We start from the raw sequence: 12,225 nt of genomic DNA, 5'->3' as shown, positions 1-12,225 counted from the left end.
AGGCCCGTGAAGCGGTGAGCGGCACGAGCAAGCGGCGCCGTCACTCCTTGGCGGAAGGGACCCGGGCAGGTGCAAGCGACGTGGCGGCGTGGCGCGACGTGGTGCTGGTGAGCTTTTGGGGGAACCTCACCGCAACGTCATCGCGTGCTCGATGTCTACGACCGGCGCTCGCTCGCGTATCGCGGGTCGGTGCTCTTTCCCTACAAGATCGACCACATCGCGGTGCACGGCGACACGCTCGCGCTCACCGGCGAAGTGGAGGATGAACCGGTGGTGGGGGTCTTTCTGCTGGGGCGCAGGGGAGGGGCGGCAAGCGCTCGCTCAGGCGCGCCCACGGGATCGCGCCAGACAAAGCCGGACACGGGGGTTCACGGAGGTTTCACGGGGGTTCACGGAGGACTGCGGCGAACATGCGATCTCCTCCGTGAACCCCCGTGTTACCCCCGTGAACCCCCGTGTCAAGCTCTTCAGTTGCCCGTGTCGACGTCACGAGCCCGACGCGCCGGATCGGCTCACCCCGGCCTCCTCCACCGCAACCCGACAAACCGCGCAAAGGCGGCATCGTCCGACACCAGCTCGCACCCATGCTCGATCGCAAGCGCGGCGTGCCACGCGTCGGAGACGACGTTGCCGATGGCCCCCGAGTGTACGAGCAGCCCCTGAAAGAGCTCCCAGTGCCGAGGCCCCGGCGCAATCACCACCGCGTTAGGCGTGTCGCGGAGCGCCGTCACCCACGCGCGCGCCGCCTCGGCAGGGGTCGGAGGATCAAAGACCCGCGGATGCGTCAGCACACGCAGCGCGCCGCTCAGGATCAGGTCACTCAATCCGAACGGCTCGGGCGCACGCCGCAGTTGCTCGACGTACGCCTTGCACACCGCATGGCGCGGCGACGCGTCACGCATGGCCGACACGAGCACGTTGACGTCGAGCAGGACCACGGCTACGTCCCGCCCATGAGGTCTTCCAACGCGCTCGAATCGCTCAGGTCCACCCCCGGCCTGAGCGTCCCTCCGTGATAGGTCGGGAGCGGCTCCATCACGCGCGCGGCCTTCGTCGGCTGCCGCAACTCCGCGCGCAGACAGTCCTCGAGCAGTTGCGTGAGGGTGCGTCCGGTCTGCTGCGCCCGACGTTTGGCGGCGCGCAGCAATTCATCGGGAAGTCGAACGGTTGTGCGTTGCATATGTCTGCAGATTCATCACGAGACATATATATGTCAAGCTCCTCCAACCGCTCCCTCTCACCTGACACTTGCTTCACCCCTCGGCCGCCCTCCCGCGCTTCCCCGGGTACTACCTTACCAGCGCAACCCGACCACGCTTCATCGCGCGCCGCTCCAGCACATCACCTCGCCGCGCCCCCCGATCCGTCGCCGACGTGACCCCAGTCGTCCTGATCCTCGTCCTCGTCAACATCGCCGCGTACCTGCTCCAGTCCATGGTACCGGGGCTCGGCAACTGGTTCGCCTTTGTCCCCGCCGCCGCGCTGGTGCGGCCGTGGACGGTGGTGACCTACATGTTCCTGCACGGCAGCCTGTCGCACATCGGCTTCAACATGCTGGCGCTCTACTTCTTCGGTCCGCGCATCGAGGACCGAATGGGGTCACAGCGCTTCGCCACGCTGTACTTCGCCAGCGGGATCACCGGAGCGCTGCTGTCGATGCTCTTCTCCGGCGCGCCGATCATCGGCGCATCGGGGGGCGTCTTTGGCGTGATGCTGGCCTTCGCCTTCTTCTGGCCCAACGACGTGATCCTCCTCTGGGGGATCGTCCCGGTGCCGGCGCGCGTCCTGGTGATCGGGACCACGGTGCTCGCCCTGTTCAGCGGATTCAGCGGCGGTGGCGACGGCATCGCGCACTTTGCCCACCTGGGCGGCTACGCGGGGGCGTTCCTCTACCTCAAGTGGCTCGAGCGCGGGCGCGGGAAGTTCCGGCAGATGGCGACCAGCACCTCCGCCCCTCGATCTCGCATCCGGCGCGTTCGGCCCCGCCGTCTATGCGCACGGTGGAAGGCGTCGGCGAGATCGACATGTCCGGGGTGCACGAGGTCAACCGCGAGGCGGTCACCCGCATCGTCGACAAGGTCCAGGCCCAAGGGCTCGCGTCGCTCACGGCACAGGAGAAGTCGTTCCTGCGGGCGTTCCTGCCGATGGACGAGCCGCGGCGGCGGGGGTAGGCGGCGCGCTCGCTCGTCGTTCGCTGCTGCTCGCGAAGCGTCTGCCGCGGCTGGCGCAGCCGGCGCAGCTCCTCATGCGGTCGGCGTGGTTCCTGGCTCGGCGACGCGTCGACCACCGGCCGCCGCACGCCGTCACTTGTCAGGCAATGCCGCACAACGTTGCGACTGCGTGCGCCCCCGCCGCAACGCTGGCGGCGCGCGTGCACGTGACGCGCGCTCGTCCACACCGATCGACGCGCGCGATGCAGCTGCGCTGGTAATCGCTTCACGCGACCTGAGTTAGGCGCCTGCGCCGCGCGCCTCCGCGCACTCGTCGCGCGCCCCGCCCCTAACGCCTCGAAGCCTACACCGCCGTTCGTTGTCCCCACCCCACTTGACAAAAATGGGGGGTCCGGGGGAAAGGGTAGGGGGGCTCGTTGCGAAAGAACGCGCGCCGGCGGCCGTCGACCGTGTCCGGCACCCGCGCATCGCCCCCCAACGCCTGGAGTCCCGCGAGCAATCGGTCGCGGTCTGTGCGCACGAGCCGTCGGTCCGTGTGCGCGAACGGTTGGTCCGTGTCCACACGCCGTTGGTCCGTGTGCACGCGCACTCGGTCCGTGCAGCTGTTGGTCTGGTCCGTCCTCGCGTTCGCCCGGGCGCGTCACGTCGACGTTCGGAACGTCGACGCCGACGCTCGGTCCGTCCACGAGGCCGATGTGCACCTGTCGTGCGTCGGCCGGTCCGCCGACGACGTCGACCCGTCCGTCGGCGACGCTGGTCGGTCCGTGCAGCTGTCGACGCGATCCGTGTGCGTGTGCGGTCGGCACGTGCGAGATGCAGCACGATACGCCGGCGCCGGCGACTGAACACGTCCACGTCGACGGTCGGACCGTGCACGTGGCCAACCGGATCGTCGACGATGTCGTCCGATGCGTGCAGCTGACCGGGCGGATCGTCGACGCTGCAGCGTGGATCGTCCGCGGTGTCGCTCGGATCGTGCACGTGTCACGTCGGTCCGTCGACGAGGTCACGCGGGCCGTGGACAACACCGTGTGGTACGTCGACGCCGCCGCGTGGTCCGTCGATGAGCAACAACCGACCGTCGCCGTGTCCGTCCGGACCGTCGACGATGCAGCACCAAACGTGTGCGTGTCAGACCTAACGAGGCACGTCGGGGGATGGCCGGCTGATGGTGGTGACGTCCCCCTCATTGAAGGGCATCACTCGCGCCGCCCAGCAAGCGAAGCCCCAACGTGAACGCCGAACGGCCGGACGCAGCGCTCGGCGTTTCCCCTTCTCCTGCGTCCAACCTTCCCAAGGAGCGTGTCCCATGCATGCCAAGGACAAGAACCGCCTGCAGATGTTCCGCCGCGTTCGCGATCTCCTGCGGTCGGGACCTGTGGCACCTGAGGTGGAAAAGAGCCTGGCCAGGTTCGAGGCGACGATCGATCGCCTCACCGAACTGGCAGCGCAACAGGAACACCGGGGGCGTCTCACCCTCGCGGCGACGCAGCGTTCGCGGCTGCTCGCCGTGCGGCTCCGCACCGAGTTGATGGCCCCGATCGTCCGCGTGGGGAAGTCGTTCCTCCCCGCGTCGGGGCCGGACGCGGAAGCGATCAAGGGTGCGCTCGTGAAGCACCGCGCGAGCGACTACGAGGGACTCATCGCCTCCGCCGAGGGCATGGCGCGGCTGGTGGCGCAGCAGGAGGCGCAGTTTGGCGAGCACGGGCTCCCCGCGGGGCACGTCAAGCTGCTGAGCCAGGTGGCCGGGGAGCTGCGCCTGGCGATCAACACGCGAGGGGTGGAGATGGGCAAGCGAACGGCGGCCACCAGCGGGGCGCGCGAGGTCACGCGCGAGGCGCTTCGGCAGATGCGCATCGTGCAATCTTTGGTGGTGCCCAGGCAGGCGCCTAACGCCGAGTGGATGGCGGCGTGGCGGACCGCCACGGTGGTGGCGCGTGTCGGGGGGCGGGCGAGGGGAGGGGAGGTGACGGGCGCGGTGGACGCCAGCACCGTGGAGGCGAAGGCGGCGTAACCGCGGACGGTGAGCACGGCGGGCGAGGGCCCGCCGTGCTCAGCGGTTGCATATCAATGCTTGACAGCGCGACCCATCTCCCCGAGCGTGCATCGTCCCGCGTCGGTCGCCACACCTCGGAGGTCCGCATGCGCCTCACGCCGCTCGCTGTCGCCCCGGTCGCCTTCGCCGTCGGGATGCGCGCCTCGTCGCCGGCCATCCCGCCATCGACCGCCAGCACCATCGATCACATCCCCGCGTCGGCGCTCAACGCCGCCCTCGACTCCACGATGCGTTCGGGGGCCAAGGGGGTGCAGTTTCGCCTCGCCGCCGACCGCAACGCGCAGTACCTCATGAATCGCCGCACGTCGCCGAGTGAGGTCGAGCTGCATTGCGAGTGGGACGACATCCTGGTGGTGCGCGCGGGGGCGGGTGTTGTGTCGCACTCCAGTCGCGTTCAGAAGCCGGTGAAGTACACGGGGGGCGAGTGGCGCGCGGCTCGGCTGGTGACGCCCGAGGAGGTGACGGTGAGGCCCGGCGACGTGGTGCGCATCCCCGCCGGTGCGGCGCACCAGGTGCGCCCGTTAGGCGACGTCCCGCTCGTCTACCTGGTGGTGAAGGTGCGGTCGGCGATGGAGGGGATGTGCGGGAGCCTGGAGAAAGCGATGGGGCGGAGACGGGGAGAGTAGGCCCCCCTCCGTTGGCCAAAACCAACGTAGGTTCTCGCGCGCCGCGCGCCGCAGCGCTTGCACCGGTGTACAGGTGTACATACGTTGCAGCATGGGCTTCGACTGGGATCCGGCGAAGGCGATGGGAAATCGGCGGAAACATGGGGTGGAGCTCGCCGACGCAGTAGGAGTCTTCGAAGACCCCATGGCACTCACGCTCGAAGACGACTATCCGAGCGAGGTACGATACGTCACGATCGGGCGCGACACCCTCGATCGGGTGCTGGTTGTGGTGTGGAGCTGGAACGCAGCGTCCATTCGCCTCATCTCAGCGCGCCGCGCTACCCCCCGAGAACGGCGGCAGTTCGCCGAGGACACCGATGCGTAGGCAATACGACTTCTCCACCGCGCGACGTGGCGCCGTCATCCCTGCGCCCGCAGGCAAGACGCGGATCACGATCCGTCTCGACGATGACATCCTGCATTGGTACCGCGCGCAGGTTGATGCGACTGGTGGGGGAAACTACCAGACACTGATCAACGACACGCTGCGTCGCGCGATGCACGAGACAGTGGAACCCCTCGAGGCGGTGCTGCGGCGGGTCGTGCGCGAGGAGATCGGGCCGCGCCCGGTCGCGCAACGCAAGGTGAAGCGCGCGAAAAAGTGAGCGCGGGGACGCCGACTTAGTCAGCGTCCCCGCGCTCCGTTTCCAATGCGACCCAGCGTTTACTGCACCCGATACCGCTGCAGATACTGCAGGTCGTCATCATCGGTACGCACGACATACGCCGTCCCGCTCCCCAGCCCCACCAGCCGAGTCTTCTTCGGCAGCACCACCTGCATCGCCACCTTGCCGCTCGCGTCGATCACGTCGAACCTGGGCGCGTCGTCGCCGGCGGCACGCGTGCGGTTGACCCACACCTGCCCGTTAGGCGCGACGAAGACCGAGTTGTCCAGGAACGGCGGCATCACCTCCGGCCAGTTCCCCGGGTCGGGGGCGTCGGCCGGCGGCGGGCCGGTGCGCACGGAGCGCTGCCCGTTGTTCATCGTCACCATGAGCGACGTCTGCTGCTTGCGCGACTCGCGCCACTCTTCCTTGTGCTTCTCGGTGACCTTGATGGGCGGATAGGCAATGGTCGCGGTCGCCCCCTTGCCGCTCGGCCCGTACCACTCCGCCCGGTACTCCGGCGAGCGCAGCACCAGCACCCGGCCGTCGGGGGTCACTGCCCACTCGTCGCGCGGCTGGAACGGGTTCGACATGCCGATGCGGACCTGCATGTTCCCGCTGTTGCCGCTCGTTTGCACGTTGTTCTTGGCGACGCGCGTCCACGCCAGGGTGTCGGTCTTCTTCGTGTCGCGGTCGTAGCGCATCACCGGGACCGAGTCGGCCGACTTTGGCATCTCGCCCTGGCGTGGGGCGTTGAACGGCTGCCCGGTCCAGTACAGGCGCCCCTTGGCGTCTGCATAACGCGGGGCCGATCCGCCGATGCGGACCGTGCCACCGCCGGGTCCCTGTGTCGACGCCTGCTCGACGGTGAGGAACGGTCCCGGCTTGCCGTTGGGGAGGACGACGAGCAGGCGCGCGTTGAGCATGTCGTACACGCCTGACGAGTCGCCGGGGAGCGGGACGAGCCGCATGGGGAAGGCGTACTCCCCAGGCCCCGATCCCTCGCGCCCGACCTTGGTCCCGGTCCCCGCCTTGAAGTCGACGATCTGCACGATCTTGTCGCGCGAGTCGATGGCGACCACGCGCCCGTCCTTGAGTTCGCGGATCCCGCTCACGGCGGTGAACGGCTCGGCGAATTCCGCGTCGGGCTTGGTGAGCTGCCGCGCCACCTGGGCGCTGACAAGCGTGGGGAGAAGTCCCCCAACAGCGAGGGCGAGAAGATAGGGACGACGGGCCACCATGTGCGGGGTCTCCGATGGACGGGGATCGACGGGGACGCCTGCCGCGACGTGCGCGGCGAGCGCGACTGTCTCAAATGAAGCGCAGGAGAACCCCGGGTGGAACGCCGTAGCCGGGGGCTCGCGACATTAGTCGCCGCGCATTCCCGAAGGGTTTACGACGTGTGTCGAACCGAACGGCGTCCAGCGGATGGTGTGTGGCGCCCCCCACCAACGACGAGAGGTGCTGGGCGCCCAGGGACGCGAGGCGGGTGATTCGTCTCTCGCTGATCTCTACCGCGGGATCCCCTGCTCGCGCTTCCACGCCTCGTAGCGCTGCACTTCGGCGTCGAGCTCCTTGAACACTTCGCTGGCGCGGAAGCGGGTGTAGAGCTGTTCCTGCTGCCGCAGCTGCTCGAGGAGCTTCTTGCTCGCCTCGCCCACGGGGAGCTCCATGAGGACGGTCGCCCGGTAGACGTCGCCCTCGGTGCGCAGCGCCTGCTGCTTGGCGCGCGTGCCGTAGAGCGTCTGGCTCACGACGGCCTTGTACGCGGTGGTGTACTGATCGAGGAGCTGCGACCCTTCGCGCCCCACCTCCTCCACGAAGCGCTTGGTGAGGGCGCCGTACTTCACCTCGAGCTGCTGCGCGAGTCCGGCGCGCCCCTCGGCCTCGGCCTTGTTGATGGCGACCTGGACGTCGCGCGAGACGGCGGTGGCCGGGGCGTAGAGAAAGTTCTTGTCGGTGGGCGGCTTGAGGTACCAGCCGGGGAGCCCCTTGATCGTCTCCCGGCTCGCGGCAGGGGCGAGGTCGGTCGAGCGCGGCGCGCGATGGCAGGCGACCGTGAGGAGCGCGAGGACGGCGAGGGATCGAGTCGACATGGCAGTTTGGGGGAGGGCGTCCTCTTTAGTATCGGCAGCTTTTGCGTGGGGACGACTGATCGGCCTGCTCGGCGGACGAGCCTGGCGCTTGGGGGGGGCGTGATGCAGGCCCCCGAAAAGCACGACACGGGGGTTCACGGGGGGAACACGGGGGTTCACGGAGGAGAACGAAGGGGCGGCTGGTCATCCCCGTGTTCTCGTTTCTTCTCTGTGTTCTCTGCGGTGAGTGCAGTTGAAGACCCCTACCGCAGAGATCAGAGAGGAGGATCGAGAACACGGGGAACTACAAAGAGCGCACGGCGTCAGGCGTCGCTGGCTGTCAAGCCGTTCCCCCGTGAACCCCCGTGTTCCCCCCGTGAACCTCCGTGTCAAGCTTCTCCCAAGTGCATCACCCGTCGCAATCAGCGCCGCCCCCCAGCCGCACTCCGCCTAACGTCATACACCGCCATCCCCATCGCCCGGTCCTGCAACGGAATCCGCACCAGCCACCGCTGCAGCTCCATCACCGAGAGCGACGCCGCCGGTGGTGCCACGGGTCCACGCGTGGCGACCACCAGCAGTAGCTCCCGCCGCTCGTCCACCTGCGGCGGGAGCGTGGCCCGCAGCCGCAGGCCGCGTTCGCGCCACTCGGGATCGGGCCACTCGCTCGTGCGCCCGGAGTCGGCGGTCGCCACCGGGAGATAGGCATTGGGAAAGAGCCGCTGCGCGCTGTCGCCGGCAATGGTGAAGAGCGCCAGGTGCGCCGAGCGTGAGCTGCGCACCGTGGCGATGATCTCGTCGTTGCGGCTGGCGACGTCGTCCCGCACGTCGAAGCGCGGGGCATTGAGCGAGACCTCGACAGTGAAGGCCGCGTCCGACGTCCCGACTTCCCGCTCGACCACGGCGCGCAGGGTGAGGTGCAGGTAGAGTTGCGACGCGCCGTCGATGCGCCGCGTCTCCCATTCTTCGGCGGTGACCCGGTAGTCCACGGCGCGGGCCGCGGCGTCGAGGGCGATGACGCTCGTGTAGCGCGAGTCGAGGCGCGTGCCGCGTTCGTCGAGGGTGCTGAGGGCATTCGACTGCACGCGCACCCCGGCCACCCGCCGCACGGCGTCGGCGAGCGCGGCGTCGATGGCGCGGCGACGGGCGTCGGCCGGCGTCAGGTCGGGGGTCATCAGGATGCGCTGCTCGACCGTGACGGTGTCGGCGCCCTGCGCGCGCGCCGTGCTCGCACTTGCCGCGAGGCAAAGGCCAACGGCGAACAGCCTGACACGGAGGTTCACGGAGGGAACACGGAGGTTCACGGAGCGGACCTCACGGGGCGAGTTTGGCGACCACCGTGGTGCTGTCGCGGGAGATCACCAGGGGGCGTTGGTCTCTGTTGAGGCGCGCGGCGGTCTCCCGCACGTTCCGCTCGGCGAAGCGTCCCAGCTCGGCGATCGTGATGATGTGGTTGGCGTCGGTGTCGGCTTCGCCGCGCAGCCCGCGGGCCACCCAGTACGTGAGCAGGCCGTGGCGTGCCTCCGGGAGGTCGCCGGCGGACTGGGCGCCGCGGGAGGCGGTGATGACCCCCATCTGGCGCCTGACGAGTGCCGGGTGCTCGATGGAGAGCACGGTGGGGCGCGCCCCGGCGGCCAGCGCCTCGCCCGCGCGCGTGAGCCCGCTGAAGCAGGCGTCGAGGATGATGGTGATCGAGCGCGCCGGGAGGCGGGCGAGGCGGTCGTACAGGTCGCCTAACGCGTAGCCCGTCTCGGTGACGAAGGCGGGGTCGGCGTCGAACGGGAGGAGGTACGGCGCCCGCCGCGCGGCGTCGGGGGCGCCATGCCCGGCCCAGTAGATCACGAGGTCGGTGTTGGCGGTCACCCGACGTGCGAGCCAGCCGGTCTCCCCGAAGAGCTTGCGCAGCTCGCCCCCCGTGACGTCGGCGCCGGTCCGGGCGTACAGGTGCTCGACGTCGTCGTTGATGCCTAACGCCTCGACGGCATACCGACGCATGAGTGCCGCGTCGCGCTCGGCGAAGCGGGCGTCTGGCAGCGCCTTGTATCGCTCGACCCCCAGGACGACGGCGATGGCGTCGGGGCGTCGGGTGGCGGCGCGCGGGAGTTCGCGATCCACGTCGGCGCTCGGCGTGCGTGCGCTGGCCCGGGTGGCGGCGGCGCTGTCGGGGGTGGCGACGACGTCCAGCACCCCGCTTGCGCGTCCGGTCACAGGGAGGTCGATGGGGAGGCGCGCGAGGACGCGTCCCCGCGCATCGGCCAGTTCGAGCCGCAGCCCGGTGTCGGCGGCGCGGCTGTTGGTGTACACGGCGAGCGAAACGGTCGACTCTCCACCGGCGGGGAGCGCACCTAACGAGAAGGTGTCGCGTGCGCCGGCGGCCAGGAAGAGGTCGCCCCCGCGCCAGAGCCGCGCGCGCAGCGGCGGGGTGGGGGCCGTCCCGGTGTTGGCGAGGCGAATGGTGACGTCGGCGATCTCGCGCGGCGCGAGGCGACCGTCGCGCGACGCGTCGTCGATGCGCGTGTCGCGCACCACGATCTGCGGCGCCCCGGCGACACGCGCCGGGATGCGCAGGCGCAGGGCGGGGGCCAGGTCGAAGCCGTTGGCCTCGCTGGCGCTCGCCACCACGACGACCTCGGTCGCCGACTGCGCACTGTCGGCGGTGAGTCGAAAGGTGAAGTCGCGCGTGATGCCGCTGGCGATGGTCACCGCGGCAGGGGCGATCGAGGCGGTGACCCCCGACGCCGGCGACTCGATGCGGAGCGATCCTCTGACGCCACGCCCCTCCCCCGGGCCATCGTTGGTCACGGCGAGGGTGAGGCTCACCCCTTCGCCGGGCGCCAGCGCACCATCGCCATCGTCGTCGCGCCAGCGTACGCTCCCGCGGAGCGTCGCGGGCGCGGCCGCCTGGCGCGCCTCGCCGGTGCCCCGCCGCACGAGCATCGCCTGCTCCCCCTCGACGAGTTCGCGCGCCTCGACGCGGATGGCCGAGTCGCGCACGATCCACCCCGAGACCCGGTCGTCGGCCACGGTGAGGCGCACGACGCTGCGGCCGTAGGCGAGAAAGGCGTGTCGCGCGCCGGCATCTCGCGTGTAGGCCCAGGGGGAACCGTAGCGCCTGAGCACATCGTCGCGCGAGGCGCCGAGGGTGAGGGGCGAGCGCAAGCGCACCGCGGCGGCGTTGCCGGCGGGGCGCGCCGTGGGGACGAGGGCCACCTTGAGGAGGCGCTCGGCGTCCACGTACTCCACCACGTGCCCCGTGCGCGGATCGAAGGTCACGGAGCTGGTGCGGTAGCTCCAGACTTCGCGATTGAGCGACGTGAGCCGCTCGATGAGGTCGGGGGGGCCTTGCACCTGTCGGACGCGCTCGCGCGAGTCACCGAGCGTCCACCGTTGCGGCACCTGGGCGGCGAGGGCGACGGCGGCGAGGAGGAGCGTCAGCGCCGCCTGCGAGACGATGCGCGCGGCCAGCCCCGCCTCTGACGGGCGTGCGCCAGCGACTCCGGCACGAGCGGAGCGCGTTGCGGCAGCATCCGGGGGGGGCGCGGCGGGATACTCCATCATAGGGAGTATCGGCGCGGCACTGGGGCGCTTGAGCTGGCAGGCCTGCGCTGGAGGGCGGGGTCCCCGAAAGCACGACACGGGGGTTCACGGGGTATCACGGGGGTTCACGGAGACGGCTCGCGCGCGCGCCGCGTCGTCCTCCGTGAACCCCCGTGTCTCCTCCGTGAACCCCCGTGTCTTGCTTTTGCCCTTACCCTCCTCGCCAACGGTCCCAGGCTCGCGTGCGCTACCGCCCGAGCTGCCCCTTCAAGGCCAGGATCTCCTTCGACGCCCGCGGATACTCCGGCCTGAGCCCGGCGAGCGTCTCGGCGATCACCCGCGTGATGAGGTAGTTGCGCGCCGTGCGATTGTCCGACGGCACGAGGTACCACGGCGCCGCCTTGGTGCTGCACTTCCGCAGGGCATCCCGGTAGGCCCGCGTGTACTCACCCCAGAGCGCGCGGTCGTCGAGGTCGCCGGCGCGGAACTTCCAGTTCTTGGTCGGATCGGTGAGCCGCTCGAGGAACTGCTCCCGCTGCTCTTCCTTGGAGATGTGCAGGAAGAACTTGAGGATCACGACGCCGTTCTCGGTGAGCATCTGCTCGAAGTCGTTGATCTGCCGGTAGCGCCGGCTCCAGACGCTCTTGGGGACGAAGTTCTTCACGCGCACCACGAGGACGTCTTCGTAGTGTGAGCGGTTGAAGATCCCGATCATCCCCTTCGGTGGCACCACCTGGTGCACGCGCCAGAGGAAATCGTGGGAGAGTTCGAGGTCGGTGGGGGCCTTGAACGAGGCGACCTGGCATCCCTGCGGGTTGCAGGCGTCGAAGACGGAGCGGATCGTCCCGTCCTTCCCCGAGGCATCGCGCCCCTGCAGGACCACCAGCAGCGCGTGACGGCGATCTGCATAGAAGGCCGACTGCAGCTCGCCCAGCCGCTGCTGTTCGACCGAGAGGAGACGCTTGAGGTCGTCGCCCGTGGGGAGCCCCTTCGGGGCCTTGGCGGTGCCGTCGGCGAGCGGGAAGCGCGTCTGAGGGATCGATGGGCTTGAGAATCATATATGCGTTATGCCGCATTTCAGGGAATGTCGCCGGTTGGGTGGGGAGATCCCGC

12 protein-coding genes are annotated in these 12,225 nt (G+C 69.7%); 5 read left to right on the top strand and 7 right to left on the bottom strand.

All coding sequences use genetic code 11. From position 1 onward, the window contains the following. Positions 1-512: 512 nt before the first annotated feature. A complete protein-coding gene (locus tag IPN47_14545; protein MBK9409235.1) occupies positions 513-938 on the bottom strand; it encodes a type II toxin-antitoxin system VapC family toxin in 426 nt (141 codons plus the stop codon). A gap of 2 nt (positions 939-940) precedes the next feature. After that, positions 941-1,180 carry a ribbon-helix-helix protein, CopG family gene (locus IPN47_14540; protein ID MBK9409234.1) on the bottom strand — a complete coding sequence of 80 codons (240 nt, stop codon included), beginning with the start codon at positions 1,178-1,180 and terminating at the stop codon, positions 941-943. 194 nt (positions 1,181-1,374) lie between these two features. On the opposite strand from IPN47_14540, the gene IPN47_14535 reads away from it, so the two are divergent. The 5 genes from IPN47_14535 to IPN47_14515 all read left to right on the top strand — a co-directional run bounded on the left by IPN47_14535 (position 1,375) and on the right by IPN47_14515 (position 5,500). Beyond that, positions 1,375-2,454, top strand: coding sequence for a rhomboid family intramembrane serine protease (locus tag IPN47_14535; GenBank protein ID MBK9409233.1), 1,080 nt, complete (start codon positions 1,375-1,377; stop codon positions 2,452-2,454). Between the two features lie 1,026 nt (positions 2,455-3,480). Beyond that, positions 3,481-4,185: a hypothetical protein gene (locus IPN47_14530; protein ID MBK9409232.1), complete on the top strand. Its 705-nt coding sequence runs from the start codon at positions 3,481-3,483 to the stop codon at positions 4,183-4,185. Positions 4,186-4,313: 128 nt separating this feature from the next. Then, positions 4,314-4,853: a hypothetical protein gene (locus IPN47_14525; protein MBK9409231.1), complete on the top strand. Its 540-nt coding sequence runs from the start codon at positions 4,314-4,316 to the stop codon at positions 4,851-4,853. Between the two features lie 91 nt (positions 4,854-4,944). Further along, positions 4,945-5,220: a BrnT family toxin gene (locus tag IPN47_14520; protein ID MBK9409230.1), complete on the top strand. Its 276-nt coding sequence runs from the start codon at positions 4,945-4,947 to the stop codon at positions 5,218-5,220. Beyond that, complete coding sequence (locus IPN47_14515; protein ID MBK9409229.1) at positions 5,213-5,500, top strand: BrnA antitoxin family protein; 288 nt, start codon at positions 5,213-5,215, stop codon at positions 5,498-5,500. Before IPN47_14520 ends, IPN47_14515 begins: the two co-directional genes overlap by 8 nt. 59 nt (positions 5,501-5,559) lie before the next feature. On the opposite strand, the gene IPN47_14510 is transcribed toward IPN47_14515, so the two are convergent. The 5 genes from IPN47_14510 to IPN47_14490 form a co-directional block, all read right to left on the bottom strand. Next, on the bottom strand, positions 5,560-6,741 hold the full coding sequence (locus tag IPN47_14510; GenBank protein ID MBK9409228.1) for a hypothetical protein: 1,182 nt from the start codon (positions 6,739-6,741) through the stop codon (positions 5,560-5,562). Positions 6,742-7,011: 270 nt separating this feature from the next. Then, complete coding sequence (locus IPN47_14505; protein MBK9409227.1) at positions 7,012-7,596, bottom strand: LPP20 family lipoprotein; 585 nt, start codon at positions 7,594-7,596, stop codon at positions 7,012-7,014. Positions 7,597-7,997: 401 nt separating this feature from the next. Next, positions 7,998-8,879: a hypothetical protein gene (locus IPN47_14500; protein MBK9409226.1), complete on the bottom strand. Its 882-nt coding sequence runs from the start codon at positions 8,877-8,879 to the stop codon at positions 7,998-8,000. Positions 8,880-8,889: 10 nt separating this feature from the next. Then, positions 8,890-11,133: a caspase family protein gene (locus IPN47_14495; protein ID MBK9409225.1), complete on the bottom strand. Its 2,244-nt coding sequence runs from the start codon at positions 11,131-11,133 to the stop codon at positions 8,890-8,892. A 226-nt stretch (positions 11,134-11,359) separates the two neighbouring features. Beyond that, positions 11,360-12,151 (bottom strand): polyphosphate kinase 2 family protein, encoded by a 792-nt coding sequence (locus IPN47_14490; protein MBK9409224.1) that lies wholly within the window; start codon positions 12,149-12,151, stop codon positions 11,360-11,362. Positions 12,152-12,225: the final 74 nt, after the last annotated feature.

The sequence above is a fragment of the Gemmatimonadota bacterium genome (genome assembly GCA_016719105.1).
Lineage (GTDB): Bacteria > Gemmatimonadota > Gemmatimonadetes > Gemmatimonadales > Gemmatimonadaceae > SCN-70-22.
The sequence above is the reverse complement of the archived record's forward strand: the minus strand, read 5'-3'. Positions and strand labels throughout refer to the sequence as shown.